This is a genomic window from Flavitalea flava (assembly GCF_054461575.1).
Window position 1 is genome coordinate 62593 of sequence record NZ_JBTLQH010000013.1, and the last position, 22715, is coordinate 85307.

Genomic DNA, 22715 nt, shown 5'->3' on the forward strand with positions numbered 1-22715 from the left:
TGGAGGGCAAAGGTAAGTATTGTTATGGTTAAAGACCGCTCACCATGAAACCAAAGGAAAAGGGATAAACTGCTGGTCCGGCATTGGACTTGATCAGCGCATTTAACTGATATTGACCAAACACGCCAAATACACCTTTGCTTATGCGGGCTGTTGCCGCCAGTTTGGTGGAGTTGAAAAATTGTTTGTCGCTGAATTTAACAGTATAATTCCCGGTAGTCTGATTGGCGCCGTTCTGATAGGTCTTTCCTTTCGAATAGGCACTGAGCATCAGGCCGACTTTGGCTCCGACGGCGAACTTCCAGGATTTATTGGTGTTTTCCGGATCCAGGGCAAACCGTAGTTCGAGGGGAGCTTCAAAATAAGTGGTCACCAATTTATTCTTCTTGAAATGGTCTCCTGTCGGCGTATAAGGGAATCCCAGGGTCGGACTGTTGTCTGCCACCCTTACCTGTTGTTTATCAAAAAATACATTGCTGCATCCAAAGCCCAAACCGGCTCCAATGCTGAAACGGGGATCGGTCTTAAAGGGGAAATCAAACATGAAATAGACATTCACACTGCGGTTAAATCCTTTAATATGAATACTATCCGGCTTGCCCGCCCAGTTATCATACCCTAACTGGAACATAAAATGGTCGTTTGGCCGTTTGCTGAGATTTATCTTACTCCAATCTTTGACCTTGGGTTTGACGGGAGCAGAAGTTACGGGAGCTGCTGCAACAACAGCTTTTGGAGCAGCATCTTTGGCAGCAGCCTTATCCTTATGCTTGCCTTTATGGGATTTTTTACCAGTAACGGCACTGGGGGTACCCACGGTATCCTTTGCAACAGCGATGTCCTTTGTAGCGACGGAATCCTTTGATTGAGCGAAAGCAGTAGTCGTGGCCAAAAAAGCCATTGCAATAACGAAAAGCTTCTTCATAATTTCACTTGTAAATGAATGTCTTTTTTTGATCAATCTGAACCAGTAGGCACCCCTGTTTTCCCCCTTTCGGCTTATCAGTCAGGTGCGTTTCAATCGATTGACAAATGTATTCCCCTTCGGGTTAATAAAAGGTTAAAGAAAACAATATAAAAAAGCCCACAGTTTCTACTATGGACACGCAATCCTGTTTTTCTTCCCGATTAGGCCGCAAGATATTACTTTTTGCTTTACCGGATGTTAATTTGCTTTTACCACATATAAAATTACCGGGTTTGCCTTTTATTCATAAAAAATTGATATGAAATGAGTTATGGTGGATTTGAGAAAAATGCCCCTTTTTTGTCTTCAAGGTGAAGTTGTACCAGTTATAACTTTTCGATAAGTTCAGAACCAGGTTCCCCTTATTCTCATATTGTCCTTTGTATGCCTGGCAGGAGCATTACCTTGAGGCAGAGCGTCGTTAACGGCTCAATTTTAGGCTTTTTCTTCTTTTTCTTCTTTTTCTTCCCCATCCCATTCGATGCTTTTTAAAGTATAGCGGGTGGCATTACGGGTCGGAAGGATAGGTTGGTTGATAAGGCTGGCTAATACTTTGGTAAAGCAGGCGCCGTAATAAAAAATAAAAGCCGAGTAGAAAACGAACAACAAAAGCAAAACAAGGGAGGCAGTGGCCCCATAAATAGTCTTCACCTTGTTGTAAGAAAGAAGAAAATGCAGCATGGCTTCGCCGACAGCGAACAAAAGGCCAGTAAATATTCCTCCGGCGATAGCTACCTTCCATGAAGGCCGTCCATCGGCCAGAAACTTTAAGAGCAATATGAACCATGCAGGCGCTGCCAAGGCAGAAAACGCAGGAAAAATAAAACCGATAAAAAACAGTACTCCTGCCAGGATAATGACTCCGATCGATTTGCCCCGGTACAATAGCTCAAAAACAAATCCGCGGTCTTTCTTCAGCCTTATTCTCCATAATTGGTTCAGGGAATTTTTTATCACGGTGAAGAGGGTCGTGGCGACAAACAGCAAAAAAATAAAGCCGCCGATCTTCAAACCCGGACTAAGTGATAAATGATGTACGTTCCTTAACGTATCCCTGATCTGCACTTCCGTGTTTTTGCCCAACGCTATGCTCAGCCGGTCCAATAATCCGTGTCGGATAAATACCGAATTTCCAAAAATACTGAACACTTCGATAAGAATGATGAGGATCGGCGGCAGGGCAAAACTTGTAAAAAAAGAAGTGGCGGCCGCCATGCGTAAGGGATCGTTCTGCTGCAACTCCCGGAAGGCATCCTGTAATAACAAAAATACCATTTTCCCGCTCCCTAAAATTTTCCATTGAGGCATCGGAGCTGATTTAGACTATTTAATTCCGACACTTTCTTTTACCCCTGTTAAAATGGATTTCCAGATCATGTTAAAGAATGATTTATTGAGCGCCCGGTTATAGTGGACCTCCGCTATCCTTACCTTCCCATTTTTCCCGGGGTTGTCATTTTTTATCAGGATATTGGCCGCAAGGCTGGCCAAGCCCTTTTTATCGTATTTGTTTTCTTCTTTATCTTTTTTCAGGAGTGAAATCTTAAGGTCATCATATAACATGGTCAACTTTCCTGAACTGGAGGAATCGGTTCCTTCAAAATTAAAAGCAATATTCCTTATGGTTCCTGTTTCCATTCGCGCCAGGCCCATCGGCTGTGTGAGCGGGTTAAGGTTTGGAGCTTTGATCGTTCCTATATTTCCTTCAATAAAAAAATTTCCTCTTGGATCCTTTAAGATCATAGTCAATTTTGCTTTTACGGGTGCCTGGTTAAGAAAGGAGGCATTAAAGAACAAGATACATTTATTGTTCCGGGCAATGGCTTCTTTCTCATTGGTTACATTTGTAATAGTTGCGTGCGCATTGAATAATTGCATTTTACCCGCACTATCGCTTTTGCCATTTTTTTCTTTGTATTCAATAAAAGAGTTTTCAATTTTCACTGTTTTTATGAGAAAAGGAACCGGCAAATGCATCAGTTGCTGTTGGGGGAATTTTCCAACCTTGCTAATAGTATCTCGGGGGTAAGAAAGATCACGATATATTTTAAAGGAGCTTTTTTGAATAAGCAAACTTTCGGCTTCCAGTTTTTTATGCCATAAACTTCCCCGGTCGATTTCATGCAAGGCAATCCCCTCAAGGGTAAAATCATAACGATCCTTTTGTTTGGGAAAAGAGCGGGCAAACTCTTCTTCCGGCAATTGCGGAATCAGCCTGAGTTGTCCTATATAAAAAGAATTGTCCCGGCTAACGAAACGAAGTTTCTCCACCATCAACCGGTATTTTTTATTCTTCGAAGGCAGGACAAATTCATCACAGGTCATTCCGAGTTCCTTTGAAAATAAGATCCGGGAATTATCCTTATCTGTTGTACTGTCGATCAACAGATCAGTCAGCAGACAGGAAACATTTTCTCCCTTGAACAAAAAATCTTCTGCGTTTTTATCCGCTCCTGTTTCCGACAATTTATTTCTAACCACAACCTTGGCGTTATGAACCGATATACTATCCAGTTTAATCTTCAGCAACTTGCCCAATAATGTTTTATATAGATCCTTACCGGGGTTAAATAATGTGGAATCTTTAGCAATGCCTGTTAGTATTACTTCGAGAGCAGGATTAAAAAGTTCGACTTTCCCTCCTTCGATTTCTTTATTGAGCAGGGCCTTGGGCGTTTTAATTCCGGCAATATCCAATGCAGGAATATTTAGCCTGATAATGACCGGCGGGGCATTTCCCTCCTTAACCATCCGGTTAAAAACAGTTGTATCGGGTGAAATTTCTATATGCTTTACATGTAATTGTCCAGCTACCTCGTCAATAACAAGGTCGTCATAATGAATGGTGTATAGTCCGTAACTCTTTTCTGAAATGCCTTTATGAATTCCTTTTTCAGCAATCCTGTACTTAAAGAATTGCCATAAGGCCACTGCTGCGATTAATCCGCCAATGACCGCCAGCACATAGGGAGACCGGAAACCCCTCCCCTTTTTTGGACTATTGTTGCTTGTCGATTTATTGTTGTTTGTTCCAGCCATGGCGATTCATTATTAATATTCTAAACCTGTTAAAGTAAAATATAGTGCCAACTATCTCCTTTTCTCAAATATGAGCAGTAGGGTTAAATTGAGGCTAATGAAGGGCATTTCAGGTATTATGGGGCGGTAAAATTGGGCCAAACTCGCGTCAGGCCCTCTAATCGTTCCCGCAGTTGACCTTGTATTGGTGAGAAAGGGGAATTTATTACTCAGTTGAGCATGTTGCGGGCACAAAGAGGCACACCACAGAAAAAGGCCGGTTTTTCAACCGGCCTTTGTAAAATACTTCCATTGGAAAAACTATATTTTTTCCGATAATTCCTTTCCAGCCTTGAATTTGGCCACTTTCTTTGCCTTGATCTTAATAGTAGCTCCTGTTTGAGGATTACGGCCATTACGGGCAGCGCGTTTGGAAACGGAGAAAGTACCAAAACCTACCAACGTAACCTTATCTCCCTTTTTCAATGCCTTAGTAACGGTATCGGTAAAGGAATCCAGGGCTGCACCAGCATCCTTTTTAGAAATTTCTGCGTCCGCGGCGATCTTTTCGATCAATTCAGCTTTGTTCATGGAAATATATTAATGGTTATAAAATGGCAAAATAAAGAAAATATAATTAATCCACATACGATTCCTTTTTAAATGGTTCCTTAAGGGAGGCAGAATGCCTTCTCCAGCCATATCGGGCGATCGCTTTTGTCAGATTCACCCCCTCAGAATGTCGGATTCGCACTGTTTCGTTATCTGCGGAGTTTAGGGCCTTTTCCGTATGAAAACAGGAACGGGGAGATGGAGTTTTCCTATATTTATTATCACAAAACAAATTTCTTATGCTTGCACTGTACATTATCGGAGGAATTGTAGTCCTGATCCTGCTTATGGCTGCGGTTACAGGGACCGGCTGGACCTATGAAAAATCCATTTCTGTCAAGGCCCCTCTTTCCAGGGTATGGGAAAAAACCAACTCTCTGAAAGCCCTTAATAGCTGGAATCCCTGGGTGGGCAGAGATCCGGACATCCGGATAGAATTTTCCGGAACCGACGGCACTCCTGGCGCCAAATACTCCTGGGACAGCGCCATAAAAAATGTAGGCGCAGGAATTCAGACCATCCTTTCGGTAACTGACAGGTCCGAATTGGTTTCGCGTGTAGATTTTATCCGTCCTTTTAAAGGCACAGGCCAGGCTTACATCCAGGTCCGGGAAGAAACAGGTGCTACCCGGGTAACCTGGAAGATCGTCAGCAGCACCCCCTACCCCATGAATATCATAAAGCTTTTCGGGGTCATAGAAAAAAATATGGAGAAGGATTTCGGAGAAGGGCTGAATAAACTGAAGAATATTTGTGAGCGTTAAAACAGACCAATAACAAGCGGGCAAAGGCTATGGGCAATGGTTCCCGGCTTGTAAAAATAATAACCCCCTGATGGAAGATCCAAAAGGGGGTTAATTTTTTTAAGCGGCAGTCGTTAGACTTTGCTTGCCAGAACCGCGCCAGCCTTGAACTTAGCCACTTTTTTGGCTTTGATCTTGATAGCTGCTCCGGTCTGAGGATTGCGTCCTGTGCGTGCGGCTCTTTTGGAAACCGAGAACGTACCAAAACCAACGAGGATCACTTTATCCCCTTTCTTTAAGGTCTTGGCAACTGCTTCTGTAAAGGAATCCAGGGCGGCTGCAGCCTGCTTTTTAGAGATACCGGCGTCTCCGGAAATCTTTTCAACTAATTCTGCTTTGTTCATTGTATTTATTTGTGGGTTAGTCAATCGGGGGTAAAAGTACACTTTTCAATTCATCCAGGAAAGCAATCTGTGCAGGATTGATTTTTATCCTGGAAGCCTCCAGCGTGAACCAATCCCCTTTGTCCACCTCGGAAAAGGTTATTTTCCGTCCGGAGCGGGGAGGCCACTCCAAAGTAACCGTATTGCTTTTGATCAAAGCCGGTACGATATTACCGGTAGCAGCCCATGCATAAACCTGCTTTCCAGCCTTTTGCCGGATGGGCGTCAACGGGATAAAGGGACCCGAAGGAGTAAAGCCCGTTTCTTCCCTGAATTCCCGGAGAGCCGCGGGAAGGGCGCCTTCCTCATCCCTGAACTCTCCCTTGGGGATCGTCCAGCTGGCGGCATCTTTTTTCTTCCAGAAGGGCCCTCCCGGATGGACCAGGAATATCTCCAGACCCAAATCGGTTAACCGGTATAAAAGAATACCGGCACTTTGCTTTTTTGGCATAAAACAAATTATTGCAAAAAACCGGCCACGGTATTTTGAAGGTTTTTCCGTGGGTATATGGGGGTATTATCCAGGTATTATGGAATTGACCCAAAAATGCCCTTTGCCATATGGCTTCGCCATATCCCTACAAATTTAGTCGATTAATCGCAGTCCGTTAAAATTTACAACATTAAAATTGAATATTTCAAGCGCACAATTTCCAGGAACATACATTAAAATTGTATTTCCAAAAAACGTAAATATTAATCACAAATCCTAATGGAACCAATAGTAAAAAATGAATGTTTTTGAAAAGGGAATCCCAAGGCGAAAAACCTTAAAAAAACAATTGTCTTCATAAAAGGGGGATTCCCAAGGGGCTCCCCCTTGGGCGCGACGCATTGATTTTGTTTTGCCCGAATGCCCGGGGCGGCATGTTTACCCAAGAGAGCCCCGGGCATGGGCAAAACAAAAGCCCCTGTGGAAACAGGGGCCGTAACCAAAACTAACTGCTTATGAGAAACTTTAAGAAAGTGCTTTTTTAAAATTTTTGCACTTTTTTTATAATGAGGTAATCTATTCGTTCTTTATTTTTCCAGGTTCACTATCTCTTCCCTTTCTTTGTCAAAATTAAGTATAACTATGTTAAGCCCATTGTTAAAATATTGTATAAGAGATAAATCAGGCATGATTTAATGCGCTTTTAATACTGCCCAACTAAACAAATTGCTAAAAGGTATTTAACTGAAAAGCAGATTTTTATGTCATCTTTGTGCCAGGTTATTTTGCTCCAAAACGCTTAACAGGCCTATTTTTCCCATTTTCTATGATAAAAAAAAATTTACTGTTTACGATTCTGCCGGTTGCCGTTATCTTTTTTTTGGCCGTACAACCATCGCTAGCACAAAACGTTTCTTCTTCCCCCGCCGCTAAAGGTTATGCGCCACATAAACCTAAAACAAAATACCCTTACCTTCTTTATTTGCCGGAGCAATATGCAAAAAATACCAAACAATATCCCTTGGTGATTTATCTGCATGGTGGTTCGCAAAGAGGGAATGAACTCAATAAATTGAAGGGATATGGGCTTCCTTCGTTGGTTGCGAGGGGCAAAAAATTCGATTTTATTATTGCCTCTCCACAATGCCCTTCCGACAGGTATTGGTCTGCGGAGAACTGGTTTGATTCGTTGTATCTTGAGCTAAGGGAAAAATACCGGATCGATACCGACCGGGTATATATGACCGGGATCAGTATAGGGGGTTTCGGAACGTTTATTACTGCCATGGATCATCCTTCCGTATTTGCCGCCCTTGTTCCTCTTTGCGGCGGTTGTAATGATTCGGATACGTCAAGGATCTGTAACCTCAGGAATATTCCCATATGGGCCTTCCATGGTACAGCCGATGATAAAATTCTTATTTCGGAAACCGAACGCATTGTCAGCCGGTTACAAAACTGCCGGGGAAATATCCGGTTCACCCGATTGCCCGGAGCCGGCCATGGGATAGAGGGCCTTTACGAAACCATTCCTGACATGTATACCTGGATGTTGAAACAAAACCGGAGGAAGCAGGCCCGGAAAAGGGCCAAAATTCAGTAAGCAGAAGAGGCGGTCATTATTCCCGCATTCCACCCTTTCGAGCGGCCCAAAAAATGGCGTTCCGGAAAATAGTGGCATAGACCGGATTTTCGAAAAGGTCCGGGGAATGCCCCATAAAAATATAAATGTTCCTCGCCGCATAATGGCCGTTCATCCATATTACCGTATGATCCCCCATAAAGGTCGAGAACCATTGCCACATCGGATACCCGTCGAACTCGCCAAGCAAACTGGCATGATGAAAACCGATCCATCCGCCCCTCCCTTGTTCAATATATTGCCGGAAGGCTTTCATGGCTGTATCCCCCCAGGCATAAGGGGCATAATCGAGCTGAATAAACAGCTGATATTTCTCCAGGAAGGAGCTGTCAATGACATGGGGATCCTGGATATAGTCAATGGAAAAGCCACTGTCAACGGCTAATTTGTCCAGCCAGACCCTGGCCGCCCTGGAATAAAGAATGCGCCATAGCGGTAACCGTCAGAAGGAACCAGGCGGTGTGGGGTATCCATTGTTCCGTCCTACGCCATTGGATAAAAGCCATCCGTTTACTCTCTTGAAAATTGAATGGATACAAAATTAAATCCTCCTTTGTCCGCCATTACTTTCAGCTTATTGCTGCCGTTTTCCAGGGAAACATGCTGAACCGAAATCGTTTGCCAGTTTAACGGTTCTTCGACATCCTTCTCTTCCCTATCCGGAGGTCTAGCAACTGGTTGGCGGATATTCATGGCCCCGGAGCCCGGAACCTGTAGTCCATTCACCAATAAAACATTATTGGAAAAAAGGGAAAGCCGTCCGGTATCCGAAGCGGCTGATACAATAAAACTGACGGTATACTTCGCTTTCTTCTCCACCTCAATGGTGTATTGAAGCCATTCGCCATTCTCAATACTAAACACATAATATCCCTTAATATCCCTCCGGATATCGACCCCATCATTGCGGTAAGCGTAACCACGGTTACCGGTCGTCTTTACCCCAGGCGTATAATGATAGCTGGCAGAATCCCGGTCAAAATATGCCACTCCCTGTCTGCCCATGTCATAATCCACGGAAGGGACGGACAATCGATCACCGAGGCGATATCCATTAAAAGGAATCGTTTCTGCGGACCGGACCTGTCTGAACATAGCATCCGTCACGTCCCTGTGATAATTATTCCTTTCCCGTTCCAATAATCCAGCAATCGCTGGTATCCGGGTGTTATTCTGATCTCCAGGGGGTTGTTGATTCCCATTTTTTTTAATTGCCACCAGGCCCAGCCTATATCATTCCTTTCCACCAATTGAATGGCCTCCGTAAACCAGGTATTTGAATTTTCTCCGGACTCTCCCATCCATAACGGCATATTATATTTCTCCCTCAGGTCCAGAAAACGCCGGATGTCTTTTTCCGTATTAAAATTGCCGTATTTATGAAAACTAAGGACCATATTCGGATCCCATGCCGGTAATATGCCGTTATAATTATTACCGAATCCATTGCCTTCAATAATGATGATATGCTTTTTATCAACTGAGCGGATGGCTGCTGTAATATCCATCATCAGTTTCCGCAGGGGCTCATTTTTTTTCTCGCCAGTCCCCCGGATATCCTTAGGGTCTTCAAACCCCCAGTTCGGTTCATTAATAATATCGTAGCCACCGACCCAGGGTTCGCCTGCATACCGCTCCGCCAGTTTTTTCCAAAGTGCGATCGTTTTTTGTTGGTTGGCTTCGTTTTGCCAAAGAGATGGCCTGGCAGGATCCCGGTCAGAAATAGGCAAATCGTTTCCCTGTCCCCCAGGCGCAGCATGCAGGTCGAGGATCAGGTAAATATAATTCGCCTTACACCAGCCGAGCAGGCTGTCAGTCATCGCAAACCCTTTATCAAGCCAGGTATTCCGGCCCGCTACCGGCTCCTCTTCGATTGCCCTGGTAAATAAACGATAGTGCATGGGCAAGCGGACTGAATTAAACCCCCAGGAAGCCATCGAGTCCACATCTGCCTTTTGGGTATGGTAAGCCAGCCAGTCCCCATAGAAAGCATTCGCTTTTTCAGGGCCTATCAGCTCCGCGATCTTAGCTTTTATCTTGTACTGCTGGCCGATATTGCCCAGGCGGAACATATACCCTTCCTGCAACATCCATCCACCTAATCCCATTCCCCGCAGGATTACTTTTTCTCCTTTTTCATTCACGATCAGTTTTCCCTCTGCTCTCAAATAGCCCTGGCTACTGGCATCCACAGGCGTAAAAAGAAGGGCCGGGATCAGCATACAAGGGATCAACATGCACGGAATCCGCGTGCACGAAATAAACATGCGGAAGAAAAAAGTCAATTTAAAATGATTTTGATTTTTATTGGAAAACATATGTTTTGCTTTATAACGGCCTTAGTAAAGCCGGATTCTACCATACATAAGTTGCCACGGCACCCGCCTGTAAAGTAGCTACCGCCGTCCGGTCCTCATCACGGATCGTGAAGCTTTGCAGGGATGGGCCGGTATTGGCAACGATCAATACCTTTTTCCCGTCCGGCGTTTGGAAGGCCACATTGGCCAGATCACCCGTCCCATTAGAGGATATTCTTACCGAGCCAGGGCGAACGAATTTAGAAGCATGCGCCATGGCATAATAAGCCAGGTTACGGGTTACGGCATTTTTGTCAATTGTCACTGCACCCTGACACATAGGACATCCTCCCCTGTCGGTAAAGGGTTTAAACTGCGGGTCTGCCGCCAGGTTCCATTCCAATACATTTTTACACCAGTTGCGGGTAGCGCCGATAAAAAGCCGGCTCACAGGTTGAGCGATTCGGATCCTGCCTTTCTGACTATCTTCCTGGTCATCCACTACCATCTGTTCGGTAAAGTATAGGTTTTTATCCGGGTGCGCATTATGGACATCCATCAATGCTTCTATCTTGCCGTTATATAAATGAAAGCCTGAGCCGTCTATAAATTTATTAGCTCCTGGATCGTCCAGGATAGACATAGGATAATCGGGTCTGTCCGCATTATGATCGTAAATTATTATTTTGGTATCCAGGTTAGCGGCTTTGAATGCCGGACCCAAATGGTTTTTTACAAAAATGCCCTGATCCGGAGCCAGCATCAGCAGGCTTGGGTTATTGCCTGGATGAAGGGGTTCGTTCTGGACAGTTATCGCATCGATCCGGATACCGGCCTCCTTCATGTCCTTAATATACCTGACAAAGTATTTTGCATAGGCCGGGTAAAATTCCGGTTTTAAACTACCGCCCCTGGTATCGTTATTGGTTTTCATCCAGACAGGCGCCGACCAGGGAGAACCCAGGATTAAAATATGGGGATTGATGGTAAGGATTTCCTTTAGTACGGGGATTACATCCGCCCGGTCGGGACCCAGGTCAAATTTTGCCATCGCGGTATCCGTTTGGCCCACAGGAAGATCATCATAGGAAAATATCTTTTCATTCAGATCGGAGGCTCCGATACTTAAACGCAAATAACTTATTCCGATATTATTTCCATCGGTTGCAAATAATTCTTTTAAAAGAGCACTGCGGCTTTCCGGGCTCATCCGGATAATATGCATGGCGCTTCCGCCTGTTAACGCAAATCCGAATCCATCCATCGTTTGATACCCCTTTTTAGCATCTACGTCGATCGTTGGTCCATTGGGTTTGTTCTTCTGAAAGGTCAGCGTTTCCCGTTGTTCCTGAAATAAAGCGGACCGGTCGGGATTCGTGAGCCAGACTTTTGCCCCCGGCTGTTCCTGGGCATATCCCGGATTGCAACAGGCGATCAGCATCGCGGCTAAAAAAAACAGTATTTTTCGGATCATTATTGTTTGCATATTTAAATCCTTTTTTATGCGATGATCAGGTTTATTCAACAATCAATGTGGTGAGGGAATGCGGCAAACTTGTTATGGCTGCGGCGTTGCCGTTAATCCACAAGGAATAGGGGATCCTGGCGGAGGTAGTATTCAACACCACGACCGCTATTTTCCCATCCGTGTTCAGAAAAGCTGTTGTCTGTAACAGATCCCTGTTCGGAGAGCTGATGATCCGCCTGGCACCGGGGCGGATAAATTTTGAAAAATGTCCCAGGTAATAATAGCAGTTCGTATAGATGAGCTGGCCGGTTTTGGTATCTGCATGGATCGGAGCAAAACAAAAATTTCCGGCGTGGTTGGGCCCTCCGTTTTCGTCGAGCAATATATTCCAGTCCGTCCAGGCAACCGTTCCGGCATTAAAATCATTGATCATAGAGCGGCCATAACGTTCACCCAACGACCAGTCCTTTACGCGGTTTATGGTGAATTTTTCGATACATCCTTCTGTAAAGACCAGGTTCTTGGATGGGAAGGACTCCGCCACCCGTTTCAGGTTCTCAAACTGCATGTCGCTTCCCGTCCAGGTTTCGTACCAATGAAAACCAATACCCCATACATATTTTGCTGCTTCAGGATCGCTGAAAATGGTAGTGGCCCGTTGGTAGATCAAATCCCGGTTATGATCCCAGACTATTAGTTTTTTCTCTCCAAGGCCTTGTCTTTTTAAGGTGGGTCCCAGATATTGTTTTACAAAATCCCGCTCTTCCCCGGCTGTAAAGTTGCAGGATTCCCATTTTTGTTTGGCCATTGGTTCATTTTGCACAGAAAGCCCCCAAACCGGGATCCCGTCCGCCTCATAGGCCTTGATGAATTTGGCATAGTAGTTCGCCCAGCTTTGCCTGTATGCTGTCTTTAATTTTCCGCCCTGCATCATGTTATTATTATCCTTCATCCAGGCCGGCGGGCTCCATGGTGACACAAACAAAGGAAGCTTGCCACCTGCGGCGCGGATCGCATCTTTTATCAACGGGATCTTATACTTTTTGTCATGGGCGATGGAAAAGGATGTTAATGCAGTATCCTTTTCCTCCACATAGGTATAATTATCACTGCTGAAATCGCAACTATTGATATTCGTCCGCCCAAATGTATAGCCTATGCCCCTGACGCTGTCATAATAAGCCTGCAGGAGTTCGTGCTGCGTTCCGGGCGGTAACCGGGCATAGGTTTCCGCAGCAGCATCTGTTAGCGCTCCACCGATACCAAGAAAGGTTTGGAATTTTTTGGAAGGATCCACAAATACACAAACATCGGTTTCCAATGGCTGGTCCATTTTATTGAACGGCAGCGTATCGGTGGGGCTGATCCGATAAGACGTATTAATGGCCGTAGTAAAAACAATTACCTTTTTTACCCGGTTCTGTCCTGCTGCTGATAGAAAAAACAACAAGTTCAGGCTTACAATTATCGTTTTCATTATACTGATTTTATCAAAAAGCAAATTACAAATCAAGCATCCGGTATATACGCACATTACTCAAGGGAGTACGTGTTCAGGCAATTCATCGGTATTGCCGATAAAGGCGATCCGCTTGCTATCCGGAGACCAGGATGGCGTATTGATCGTACCCTGGCCACCGTATACGTAGGCGATAACGGTTGGCTCGCTTCCGTTAACCGGCATTAGCCTGATATAAACATGTTTATAGGGAGGATGATCCCCTGGTGCCACCTCATCCTTTAAAAATGAAATGAAGACCATCGATTTGCCATCCGGTGAAATATGTGCGAACCAGTTATTGAAATCATCCCGCGTGACTTGCTCCTGCTGTGCCCCATCCGGATTCATCCGCCAGATCTGCATAAGACCGGAACGTACGGAATTAAAATAAATAAATTTCCCGTCCGGACTGTATTCCGGACCATCATCCAATCCTTTTGCATCCGTCAGCCGAACCTCCTGGCCACCGGAGGCCGGGATCTTATAGACATCGAATTCCCCTTCCCGCTGTCCGCAAAAGAGCAGGCTCTTGCCATCGGGCGACCAACCATGCAGATAGGACGGTCCCTTCGGTGTGATCTGTTTGGGAATTCCACCCCCCACCGGCACCGTATAAATAATGGAACCGCCAGATTTTTCCACCCAGCTGCTAAGACCCAGCATTTTTCCGTCGGAAGAAAGGACATGATCATTGTTGTTATTTTTTACCTCTCCCGTATTCACTAAGCTCACCTTCCGGTCCGCCAGATCGAATCGATAGACTAAGCCCTTGCTGCTGTTGAAGATAATCGATTTGCCATCCGGCGTCCAGTTCGGTCCCTGGATGGAATAAGGTACATGATAAACGATTTCCCTTCGGCCCGTAGCGATATCCAACAGTTCCAGGTTGCTACCCAAAATCATTTTTTCCGGGTCGGCCCGGTTCTCTTTGGCTGGTATGGAGATGCGTACATTACTGAAGATCCCGGTTTCCAGTACATCGGGATTATGGGAACCAACGAAAAGCCCGACATATACTTCATCTCCCAGGTCGAGGGTCATCTCTTCTATGGAAAAAGGCTGACCATATTTTGCGACCCTCATGGTAAACGTTTTTCCTTTTCTTTCCAACTGCAGAATATTGGCATGGGTAAGCGCCGAGCGGATCTCCCCTGTACTTTCGCCCTCCTTTCTTCTGAACTGGAGAGAGGTTAATCCATCGCCATGTTCCACCACATTTACATGGGGAGAGTTTCCGTCCAGACTCTTGCGTACCATCCAGCCCACCTTCCTATGATCCTCCACTCCGTTCCAACCTACAAATTCCGCCCTGGCCGAAAGGATAAAGTCTCCTTTTAATTTTTTCCAGACAAACTGAAATTCATCGTGGTCGTTCCAGATATTATACCCTGCACCAGAAATAACATATTGTTGATTATCAGGCAAATAAACTGCCGATCCCTGTTTCACCCCCTTTCCCACATCCCCGTGTCCGTCAAAGATCCCTACCTGTCCTGCTATCGCTGATTTACCTGCGTACACCGGACTGCCCGTTGATCCCTGTTGGGAAAAAGCCGGGCTGATCAGACAGCAAAGATCCCCCATAAGTAAAAAGAGGAATAAGATCCGGAAAGATCTCCCGAAGGAGCTGTTGGCAGTCCGTTGTGTGTTTTTCATTTTTGGGGCAATTTCTCTTAAGATAAAAATTTATTTTAAGACCTTCGCATTAAATTCAGGACACGGCGTTTTATCTTGCTTATAATTCAGCATTCTATGAAGATTTTCCAAAAACCCTTTAATGGATCGTATGCAATCACGTGAAAACATTTTATTACTGGCCGACGCGTATAAGTATTCCCATCATAAATTATACTATCCGGGTACCACAAGGATCTATTCTTACATGGAAAGCAGGGGCGGAGAATTCGGCGAAACTGTTTTTTTCGGGCTGCAGTATATCCTGAAAGCCTACCTCGAAGGGATGGTTATTACGAAAGAAAAGATAGATGAGGCCGAAGCGCTGCTGGAGCAGGTCTTTGGACGCAAGGATGTGTTCAACCGAAGCAGGTTCGATCATATCCTGAAAAAGCATGGGGGGAAACTTCCCGTGAGGATCAAGGCCGTACCCGAGGGTACCGTCGTTCCGGTGGGTAATGTGTTGATGACCATCGAAAATACAGATCCTGAATGTTTCTGGCTCAGCAATTTCCTGGAAACACTCCTGATGCAGGTTTGGTATCCCAATACCGTTGCCACCTTATCGAGAGAAGTGAAGAAAATCATTTCCTCCTATTATGCAGAAACTGCATCCCCGAAGGCAATGGAAGGTATCGACCTTGTCCTTAACGATTTCGGTTTCAGGGGAGTCAGCTCTGTAGAAAGTGCAGGTTTGGGCGGAGCGGCGCATCTGGTTAATTTCAGAGGAAGTGACAACATTGCCGGAAGCGTATTGGCAAAAAAATATTATCAAACAGAAATTATTTATGGCCTTTCGGTCCCCGCAACCGAGCATTCTGTTTGCACTTTGCTGGGAGAAGAAGGCGAACTGGAGGTTTTCCGGCATGTGCTCCGGACTTTTCCAACAGGCATTGTAGCCTGTGTATCGGACTCCTACGATATTCTCCGGGCTTGCAGCGAATATTGGGGAGCCGAACTGAAAGAACTGGTATTAAGCAGGGAAGGGGTGCTGGTGATCCGACCGGATAGCGGCGATCCCTTGTTCACACTTTTAAAAGTCTTCGCCATCCTTATGAATAAATTCGGGTATTCCATCAATGAAAAAGGGTATAAGGTTCTTCCCCCGCAAGTGAGGGTCCTTCAGGGAGACGGGGTCAACCCATCCAGCATCCGGGCCATCTATGGCGCTTTAAAGGTTAACGGCATCAGTGCTGAGAATCTGCTGCTGGGTATGGGTGGTGCGCTACTTCAAAAAGTAGACAGAGATACCCAGAAATTTGCCTTCAAATGTTCTTACGCAGAAATCGGAGGTATTGGCACCGACATACAAAAACACCCGCTTGAGATCGACGATCATGGCCGGCTGATCCCTTCGTTTAAAAGATCCAAAGCCGGACGGCTTAAATTGGTGCAAACATCTGCGGGATATCAAACGGTACGGGAAGAGCAAATGCCGGAAGAGGCTGATCAATTGGTAACTGTCTTTGAGAATGGGGAATTGTTCAATACCGTGAATTTCGAAACCGTCAGGGAAAGAGCAGGGTTAGCCATTCAAAAACCGGTGGGTTCCCTATAATCCGGCTTTAATTCTCCTTCCCTTCTTCTTCCTTGTCCTCCGTCTCCTCCAATTCATCCTTTTTACTTCCCCGGCCCCCTTTCACTTTTGGATCGTCCTGGGTGCCTGTAATCTTTAACGGGATACCAATCACGCCAAAAGGCGGCAGACCGACGCGGAACTTAAGGTTGAGCTTACCATCAAAACTGGCTTGCCCCTCCATACGCAATTTAAATGCCGACACCTTCATCTTCGTGCGTTCGATCGTAATGATATTATTGTTGATCGAAGATTTGATATCCACCTTCGACAGGTCAGGGTCATTCACATCCCGGTTCGATTCCCTGCTCACCGCACTGAATAATTTAAGCCCTTTTATTTTTACCTTACTAACGGATAGTACTCCGCCTCCTTTTAAAGAAGGATAGACCGGATGCATATTTCCATCCAGCTTGCCCCCCAGTTGATAGTCCAGAGAGATAATTCCTTCTGCCTTGGAGGCCGAGCTGGCCAGATCATGAAACAATTTTATTTCGTTATAGGCTCTTTTCACACTGAACTCTTTCGCATGGATACGGTAATCGAACTGCGCCCTGTCCGGCGAAAGACTTTTATAACCGGCATCCATTTCAACAGGCGCTCCGATCAGGATAAATCCAGTTTTGTTCAATTTTATCTTCCCGCTGTCGATGACCAGCTGCCCTCTAAAACTATCGATGCCCATTCCATTATACTGCACTTTTTTGGCGGTGGCATTAAAGCTGATAGACAGGTTACCCGGGACCAGGATTACGCCTGTCTCCCCTTTCTTAACTCCGGGGACCGGGCTGGCAGAAGCAAAAGCCATGAATTCGTCAACGAAAATGGCATTGCTGGTCAGATCGAAACTCCCTTTCAACGGTGCCTTTTGGTTCATCATATAATCGGTCACGTTGGAAAGCCATCCGTTGAGCGTTAAATTCGTCTTGCCGTAACTGGCGTTGAACGCATCGAACCACATCTTATCCTGATCGAAGCGGAAAAGGCCATTGCGTATCCAGAAAGGCATAGGAAAGAGTTCGGAACGGACCAGTACATCCTTTACCTTCATCGTTCCCGAATTAAAGAGCAGATCATAACGCCCTGCCACCGCATCACTCTGGCGTCCCCTGAGAGAAAGATCGGTCTCCACGTATCCTTTTACATCATAACCTTGTTGGGCAAATACCCGGTAGATCTTCCCGATGTCCAGGATTCCGCGGGAAACAATATTGTATTTCAGATTTTCGAAATTCTGCAGATCTGCTTTTACTATAAACGGCTGTCCTTCGAAAAGGAAAGAAACCGGGGTAAGATTCACTTCCAGGTCCTTCATCGAACCGTTACGGCTGATAATGCGTGCGCTGACCTGTATTTTTTCCAGGGGATGCGGATAATATTTCGTTTGGACTCTTCCATTTTCCAGTTTCAGGTTGGCCTCTGTAACAGGGAAACGTTTTTTTGCCGGAAGATAATCCCCTTTCGTTTGAATCTTAACATTAAGATCACCTGCCAGGTCCAGGCTATCCATAGGATAAACTTTTTGGATATCCGCTAAATGAAACACAGTCTCCAGTTTTGCATCCACCGGGAAATCTTTGGCATTGCCTAATTTTAAAAACCCCTTAATATAGTTGCTCAGTACGTTTGCATTGATGTTCTCCAGGGATACCCGGGTATTTTTATAGTCATGATCAGCACAGGAAGCATCCAGGTTAAAACTTATATTCTTCACTGCCTCCGGCCGGCTGGCATATTTAAAATATCCATTGGTCATGGATGATCTCAGGTCAAACCGGGGAATGCTGGCAATAACAGTATCGACGGTCGTCTTCCTCAGGGTGCTGGTACGAATAATCCGGGTTGCGTATTTGCCCTCAGCCTTAAAATGGAGGGAATACCTGCCTTTCAGATCAACGGTACCAATACCAAAAGCCTTATTCCATTTTTCCAGGTCCATTTCTGAATTGATGTTGGCTGTCACATAAGGTTCTTTCAGCCCCTTTGTATTCAGTATGGCACTAAAATAGTCTTTATCAATATTAAAATAAATGGAATCCACGGAAACTGACAGGCTATCGGGATTCAACCCCGGTAACCGGGATTGGAAATTCAGATAAAGATTTTTAACCGGCGAAGGAGCCTGGGCATTGGAGATATAACCATTCCTGATTTTCATGTTCAGGGTCATATCAGGCATCGTATTGGTACTGACGATATATTTTCCAATCAGAGAGGCGTCGATATCACCAAATCCTTTGACTTCCGTTTTATTAAGCCAGTCCAGCATATCAGGAGGCATAGCCGTAAAAATATCATGCAGATCGGAATCGGTCGATTTGAGTTTAAAATCCATATTATACCCGTTTTTCAGGAACTCGAAACGTCCCTGGAATGCAACGGGTAATTGGTTGATGGTCAGGTCGTTCTTCTCAAAAAAAAGAGCCAGGGAATTTGTATTGATCTGAGTGATCAGGTCGGCATTTATTTTTTTGGATATTAAATAGGCCTGCCGGTTATAATACATGTCCATAGATCCGATCTCCACATGACTGCTTAGATCAAAAACAGCCTGGCTGAGATCACCGCTGCCTTCATATTGAAAGTCTCTCGCGTTGATCAACAGCGGCAAGGATCGGTCGTTATATACGAGTTTGCTTTTTTCGATCTTAATTTTTTCAATTTTCAGTGATGCGCTGCCCGTATCGGAGGCATCGGCCGGTTGTTCCTTCTTTTTGGAGGCATAAATATCGTAGTTCGCATGCCCGGAGGTATCCACCTGTATATTAATAAATGCATCGTTCAGGAATATTTTATCAATATTGATCTCCCTTTCAAACAGGCTGCGAAGATCAACCCCCAGCCCAATCTCGCCGGCCTCCACCAATGTCTCTTTTGCAAAGGGAGCAGAGCCGTTCAATTTTAAATCATACAAGGTCAGGGTGAGCGAAGGGAAATGTTTAAAAAAAGATAATCTGGCCGTAGAGAAATTCAATTCACTCCGGATGCTTCCCTTTGCCCATTGCCTGATCTTATCGGAGACAAACCCCGGAAACAGGTATGGCAAAAGGAACATCAGTAAAAGCAGGGCCGCAAGAGTGATTCCGCTTATTTTCAAGATTTTACGAATGGTCCCTGACAAGGTTGCTCGCATAAAGTGGGCTATTGTTCTGCTTGGTAGATATAATTACGGGCAAATTTACTAACATTATAAAAATTAACCATTTTTATCGGAGGCCCAGACCTCAACTATGAGAGGGGAAGAGGAAGGAGGAAGAAGGAATGTGGGAAGGAGGAAGAGGGAAAGAGTGGAAAGGGAGGAGGGAGAGTGGAATAGCGGTATTATTATACAGGCTGGATCATACGAAGGATCAAAAGGAAAAAGATCATCCCCAGAATAAAGGCAGTTGCGATTTTAAGAAATCTCCTGGCCCCGGGGGAGAAAGATGACCTCAACCGGTCATTCCAGGCAAAAACAGCAATAAACAGCCTGTTCATTCCGAACAATTTTCGCCCGAAAGCGAGACTTACCCGAAATGCATCAAATGATTCATCCCCCCTGATATCCAGGCGCTGAATGAGGTATTGCCGCCGGAGGGGCATGCGGTTGATCCGGTTGCCGATCCGGAAGGCCAACCTGATATTTCTTTCCTCCAATATTTCGAACAAACGATCCTGGTCATACCCTTTACGCCGGGGATAGGCGCCAAAAGGATAAGCCAGGCAGGGTTGATAAGTGATCCCCAATTCTTCCATCGCCAGTTTGCAAATATCCAGATCGGTTCCGATCCTGGAAGGGACCATTTCCTCATAACTCTGGTGATCGTAGGAATGGAGACCGAATTCCACCACAGATGGATCCATTTTTTGCATTTCGCCTGTCCGCATACAAGGCTTTTCCCTGTATAGGCCGCGCCTGATAAAATCGGGGACCACGAAAAAATTAAGCTTGACCTCGTATTTTACCGCCAGGGGATAGGCGATCTCAAAATTATCCAGGAAACCATCATCAAAAGAAATAAGGACAGGCTTTTCAGGAAGTGGGCGTTGCTGATCATTGCAGGCAATAAGATCGCTGAGCAGGATCGTTGAATATCCTTCCGATTGCAGGAACTGAAAATGCTGTTCCAGCTGCTCCATGTTAACAGTAAGGGAATCACGCCGCCCCTCGCCGGATACACTATGGTACATTAAAACCCTAAGGCTTCCACCCCGGAAGAATATCTTTTGAAACCGCCTGAGCAAACTGTAGCTCCCTGATCTTTGCATACTTGGTGAAATGATACTGCGAATTAAAAACGGACCAATAAAAACCTTTCTGTCCATTGAGAAAGTTCAACTCAATGAGGTAATATCTTACAAAATAGTAGGGCAGAGCGAACAGAATGGAAAGGAGGGATCTTTTTTTCCCTTTTTTAACCGCTTCTTCGGCAGCCAGCGTCGTGTACCGGTTGCATTTATCATACCACTGGTCCAGGCTACTATAGCTGTAATGCAGCATTTTATGCTCAAGCCTTTTCATTTTTCCCCTGAGCTCAATTTTTTCGTGTACCGGAGCTTCGTTAAAGTTGCCCATGTTTTTATTGAAAAGACGCAGGAAATACCGTTGGCTTTCTTTTCCATATCGAAATTCCTTACCCAGAAAAACCAGGTTCATAGGCATTTCATATCCCGAAAAAGAGGGATTGTTTCCAAGTTCTGTAATGATCTCCGAAACGAGCGCATCTGACATTACTTCATCGGCATCCAGGCAGAGAACCCAATCGTTCTTTGCTTTGGAAACCGCATATTTTTTTTGTGCTCCATAGCCCTGAAAAGTTTTAAAAAACAATCTGCATCCGAATTCCTGGCAAATTGCGACCGTATCATCGGTACTGTAACTATCCAAAATGACAATTTCATCGCACCAATACAGCTTGGAGAGGGTCCTGCGGATATTCTTACTTTCGTTGCGCGTAATAATCACGGCACTTACTTTAATACCTCCAGGCTTATAATAAGCTGGAAGAGCCCTGTTTCCTTTTACGTACTCCAGGGGCTTTCCGGATGTTTGTTCAATAGTTAGCATAAAACCAGTTTGACAATAATTCTTTTCCGACCGTTGCCTTGCCTTCACCGGTATATTAAAAATATATGACGGCACGACTCTCTTCGATCCCTAAAACGATTTATTATAAAGACGTCAAACTCCTGGTATACCCCTACTCAGGAATAAAATATATTCATGGGTCCGAACTATTGAAAAAGGAGTTATCAGGTTTCACTTACTGAAGCGTATCAAAATAAAAGACCCACTGCCGTTTGCTGCTGCCTCCGAAAATGCCAAGGCCATTCTGAATATTTCCCGGGGGGGAATAAAGCTGACCCGGAGGCACCGAACCAATATCAGACTTGTATTTTTCGTACCAGAACAGGTAATTGTATAATTCCGGACTTACCGATTTGATCTGCACCAATACCCTTCCCGGATCCTGGCCGCTCTCCGCTGTGAAATATTTACGATCTATTGAAACAGAGGTTGTATAGGCCTGTCCGCTGACAAAACGCCCTGGAAGGAATATTCTTCTGAATGGACTGTCCAGACTGGTTGATTGGGTATTATCCACATTGCTGTCATCAGTATAGATGGCCAGCCGTTTGAAAACATTTGTTGGAATAGTGTCCGGTAAAAGTTTAACGCCGGGCGAGTTTTTGACCTGTTCATACAATTTTTTGCCACTTGCCTTTTCATAATCATAACGGGTTCCCTGCCAGAAAAAATAATGGCAAACCCGGACTATTTGTTTGACCGCCTCAAAAACGTAAGAATGCTCTACTCCGGGAGAATCTTTGAGTGTGAACCGGCAATTCAGGACCGGTATTCCGGACCTGATCCTTCCGGTCGTATCAAAACCACTGATACGGACCGGACCGGGAATGGTTGTTTCCGCGGTGACCGTTCCCGACAAAGGATCCTGCACCTGTAAATGGTAGGTGGTATTATAATGCGGTTTTTGGGGGCTGGTATAGACGGAGGCCGGGTTTCCGGAAAAACCCACGGATGTATTCAATTTGAGTGCCCAGGATCTGCCATCAGACCGGGAGACCTGCACGCTGGCCGAGTTCACTTCCTCAAAGGAAATAATCCCTCCGCTACCTACCAGGATGCTCTTGCTTACCGGGATTTTCATAGAATCACCGGCTGTGATCTCCGCCAGTATAACCAATTCGTTATTTAAATTCTGTTCCGGGTAAAGATTCTTTTTGCAGGAAAAAATAAACAAAACCAGGCATAAGCACCCAAAACCAGCGGGTCGGGCAAGCCGGTTACCTGAACGGTTTTTGTTGGCAAAGATGCGTAAGGATTCAGGTAATTGCATAGG

The 22715-nt window shown here is 45.2% G+C and carries 19 protein-coding genes; 3 read left to right on the forward strand and 16 right to left on the reverse strand.

The window, feature by feature from the left end:
* Positions 1 to 28 precede the first annotated feature (28 nt).
* From ACX0G9_RS14010 to ACX0G9_RS14025, 4 genes are all read right to left on the reverse strand, one after another.
* On the reverse strand, positions 29 to 925 hold the full coding sequence (locus ACX0G9_RS14010; protein WP_459065543.1) for an outer membrane beta-barrel protein: 897 nt from the start codon (positions 923 to 925) through the stop codon (positions 29 to 31).
* Positions 926 to 1402: 477 nt separating this feature from the next.
* Positions 1403 to 2275, reverse strand: a complete 873-nt coding sequence (locus ACX0G9_RS14015; RefSeq protein ID WP_459065544.1) for a YihY/virulence factor BrkB family protein — start codon at positions 2273 to 2275, stop codon at positions 1403 to 1405.
* 15 nt (positions 2276 to 2290) lie between these two features.
* Complete coding sequence (locus ACX0G9_RS14020) at positions 2291 to 4006, reverse strand: hypothetical protein (protein WP_459065545.1); 1716 nt, start codon at positions 4004 to 4006, stop codon at positions 2291 to 2293.
* 300 nt (positions 4007 to 4306) lie between these two features.
* Positions 4307 to 4576 carry an HU family DNA-binding protein gene (locus ACX0G9_RS14025; RefSeq protein ID WP_459065546.1) on the reverse strand — a complete coding sequence of 90 codons (270 nt, stop codon included), beginning with the start codon at positions 4574 to 4576 and terminating at the stop codon, positions 4307 to 4309.
* A gap of 260 nt (positions 4577 to 4836) precedes the next feature.
* Between ACX0G9_RS14025 and ACX0G9_RS14030 the strand changes: the two genes are divergently transcribed.
* Entirely contained in the window at positions 4837 to 5361 is a 525-nt protein-coding gene (locus tag ACX0G9_RS14030) for an SRPBCC family protein (protein WP_459065547.1), read from the forward strand.
* 113 nt (positions 5362 to 5474) lie between these two features.
* On the opposite strand, the gene ACX0G9_RS14035 is transcribed toward ACX0G9_RS14030, so the two are convergent.
* Both ACX0G9_RS14035 and ACX0G9_RS14040 read right to left on the reverse strand, forming a co-directional pair.
* The gene (locus tag ACX0G9_RS14035) at positions 5475 to 5744 is read right to left on the reverse strand and encodes an HU family DNA-binding protein (RefSeq protein ID WP_459065548.1); all 270 of its coding nucleotides are present in this window, start codon (positions 5742 to 5744) and stop codon (positions 5475 to 5477) included.
* Between the two features lie 16 nt (positions 5745 to 5760).
* Positions 5761 to 6234, reverse strand: coding sequence for an NUDIX domain-containing protein (locus ACX0G9_RS14040; protein WP_459065549.1), 474 nt, complete (start codon positions 6232 to 6234; stop codon positions 5761 to 5763).
* An 808-nt stretch (positions 6235 to 7042) separates the two neighbouring features.
* On the opposite strand from ACX0G9_RS14040, the gene ACX0G9_RS14045 reads away from it, so the two are divergent.
* On the forward strand, positions 7043 to 7819 hold the full coding sequence (locus ACX0G9_RS14045) for a carboxylesterase family protein (RefSeq protein WP_459065550.1): 777 nt from the start codon (positions 7043 to 7045) through the stop codon (positions 7817 to 7819).
* A gap of 16 nt (positions 7820 to 7835) precedes the next feature.
* Here ACX0G9_RS14045 and ACX0G9_RS14050 read toward each other — a convergent pair whose 3' ends face one another.
* From ACX0G9_RS14050 to ACX0G9_RS14075, 6 genes are all read right to left on the reverse strand, one after another.
* Complete coding sequence (locus ACX0G9_RS14050) at positions 7836 to 8282, reverse strand: ThuA domain-containing protein (RefSeq protein WP_459065607.1); 447 nt, start codon at positions 8280 to 8282, stop codon at positions 7836 to 7838.
* Between the two features lie 86 nt (positions 8283 to 8368).
* The gene (locus ACX0G9_RS14055) at positions 8369 to 8965 is read right to left on the reverse strand and encodes a carbohydrate-binding protein (protein ID WP_459065551.1); all 597 of its coding nucleotides are present in this window, start codon (positions 8963 to 8965) and stop codon (positions 8369 to 8371) included.
* Positions 8962 to 10080, reverse strand: coding sequence for a glycoside hydrolase family 5 protein (locus ACX0G9_RS14060; protein ID WP_459065552.1), 1119 nt, complete (start codon positions 10078 to 10080; stop codon positions 8962 to 8964). Before ACX0G9_RS14060 ends, ACX0G9_RS14055 begins: the two co-directional genes overlap by 4 nt.
* 133 nt (positions 10081 to 10213) lie before the next feature.
* Positions 10214 to 11641, reverse strand: a complete 1428-nt coding sequence (locus tag ACX0G9_RS14065; RefSeq protein ID WP_459065553.1) for a glycoside hydrolase family 30 protein — start codon at positions 11639 to 11641, stop codon at positions 10214 to 10216.
* Between the two features lie 31 nt (positions 11642 to 11672).
* The gene (locus ACX0G9_RS14070) at positions 11673 to 13100 is read right to left on the reverse strand and encodes a glycoside hydrolase family 30 protein (protein ID WP_459065554.1); all 1428 of its coding nucleotides are present in this window, start codon (positions 13098 to 13100) and stop codon (positions 11673 to 11675) included.
* Between the two features lie 60 nt (positions 13101 to 13160).
* Positions 13161 to 14780: a TolB family protein gene (locus ACX0G9_RS14075; RefSeq protein ID WP_459065555.1), complete on the reverse strand. Its 1620-nt coding sequence runs from the start codon at positions 14778 to 14780 to the stop codon at positions 13161 to 13163.
* 130 nt (positions 14781 to 14910) lie between these two features.
* On the opposite strand from ACX0G9_RS14075, the gene ACX0G9_RS14080 reads away from it, so the two are divergent.
* Positions 14911 to 16356, forward strand: a complete 1446-nt coding sequence (locus ACX0G9_RS14080) for a nicotinate phosphoribosyltransferase (protein ID WP_459065556.1) — start codon at positions 14911 to 14913, stop codon at positions 16354 to 16356.
* A 7-nt stretch (positions 16357 to 16363) separates the two neighbouring features.
* Here the strand turns inward: ACX0G9_RS14080 and ACX0G9_RS14085 are convergent, their stop codons facing one another.
* The 4 genes from ACX0G9_RS14085 to ACX0G9_RS14100 all read right to left on the reverse strand — a co-directional run bounded on the left by ACX0G9_RS14085 (position 16364) and on the right by ACX0G9_RS14100 (position 22712).
* Entirely contained in the window at positions 16364 to 19507 is a 3144-nt protein-coding gene (locus ACX0G9_RS14085) for an AsmA family protein (RefSeq protein WP_459065557.1), read from the reverse strand.
* Between the two features lie 191 nt (positions 19508 to 19698).
* Positions 19699 to 20493 carry a polysaccharide deacetylase family protein gene (locus ACX0G9_RS14090; RefSeq protein ID WP_459065558.1) on the reverse strand — a complete coding sequence of 265 codons (795 nt, stop codon included), beginning with the start codon at positions 20491 to 20493 and terminating at the stop codon, positions 19699 to 19701.
* Between the two features lie 58 nt (positions 20494 to 20551).
* Complete coding sequence (locus ACX0G9_RS14095) at positions 20552 to 21421, reverse strand: glycosyltransferase family 2 protein (RefSeq protein ID WP_459065559.1); 870 nt, start codon at positions 21419 to 21421, stop codon at positions 20552 to 20554.
* Positions 21422 to 21617: 196 nt separating this feature from the next.
* Positions 21618 to 22712, reverse strand: a complete 1095-nt coding sequence (locus ACX0G9_RS14100) for a DUF4249 domain-containing protein (protein ID WP_459065560.1) — start codon at positions 22710 to 22712, stop codon at positions 21618 to 21620.
* Positions 22713 to 22715: the final 3 nt, after the last annotated feature.

Excerpts from the sequence above, each read along its gene's own strand:
- ACX0G9_RS14010 (WP_459065543.1), bottom strand. The coding sequence starts at position 925 with ATGAAGAAGCTTTTCGTTATTGCAATGGCTTTTTTGGCCACGACTACT.
- ACX0G9_RS14015 (WP_459065544.1), bottom strand. The coding sequence starts at position 2,275 with ATGCCTCAATGGAAAATTTTAGGGAGCGGGAAAATGGTATTTTTGTTA.
- ACX0G9_RS14020 (WP_459065545.1), bottom strand. The coding sequence starts at position 4,006 with ATGGCTGGAACAAACAACAATAAATCGACAAGCAACAATAGTCCAAAA.
- ACX0G9_RS14025 (WP_459065546.1), bottom strand. The coding sequence starts at position 4,576 with ATGAACAAAGCTGAATTGATCGAAAAGATCGCCGCGGACGCAGAAATT.
- ACX0G9_RS14030 (WP_459065547.1), top strand. The coding sequence starts at position 4,837 with ATGCTTGCACTGTACATTATCGGAGGAATTGTAGTCCTGATCCTGCTT.
- ACX0G9_RS14035 (WP_459065548.1), bottom strand. The coding sequence starts at position 5,744 with ATGAACAAAGCAGAATTAGTTGAAAAGATTTCCGGAGACGCCGGTATC.
- ACX0G9_RS14040 (WP_459065549.1), bottom strand. The coding sequence starts at position 6,234 with ATGCCAAAAAAGCAAAGTGCCGGTATTCTTTTATACCGGTTAACCGAT.
- ACX0G9_RS14045 (WP_459065550.1), top strand. The coding sequence starts at position 7,043 with ATGATAAAAAAAAATTTACTGTTTACGATTCTGCCGGTTGCCGTTATC.
- ACX0G9_RS14060 (WP_459065552.1), bottom strand. The coding sequence starts at position 10,080 with ATGCTGATCCCGGCCCTTCTTTTTACGCCTGTGGATGCCAGTAGCCAG.
- ACX0G9_RS14065 (WP_459065553.1), bottom strand. The coding sequence starts at position 11,641 with ATGCAAACAATAATGATCCGAAAAATACTGTTTTTTTTAGCCGCGATG.
- ACX0G9_RS14070 (WP_459065554.1), bottom strand. The coding sequence starts at position 13,100 with ATGAAAACGATAATTGTAAGCCTGAACTTGTTGTTTTTTCTATCAGCA.
- ACX0G9_RS14075 (WP_459065555.1), bottom strand. The coding sequence starts at position 14,780 with ATGAAAAACACACAACGGACTGCCAACAGCTCCTTCGGGAGATCTTTC.
- ACX0G9_RS14080 (WP_459065556.1), top strand. The coding sequence starts at position 14,911 with ATGCAATCACGTGAAAACATTTTATTACTGGCCGACGCGTATAAGTAT.
- ACX0G9_RS14085 (WP_459065557.1), bottom strand. The coding sequence starts at position 19,507 with ATGCGAGCAACCTTGTCAGGGACCATTCGTAAAATCTTGAAAATAAGC.
- ACX0G9_RS14090 (WP_459065558.1), bottom strand. The coding sequence starts at position 20,493 with ATGGAGCAGCTGGAACAGCATTTTCAGTTCCTGCAATCGGAAGGATAT.
- ACX0G9_RS14095 (WP_459065559.1), bottom strand. The coding sequence starts at position 21,421 with ATGCTAACTATTGAACAAACATCCGGAAAGCCCCTGGAGTACGTAAAA.
- ACX0G9_RS14100 (WP_459065560.1), bottom strand. The coding sequence starts at position 22,712 with ATGCAATTACCTGAATCCTTACGCATCTTTGCCAACAAAAACCGTTCA.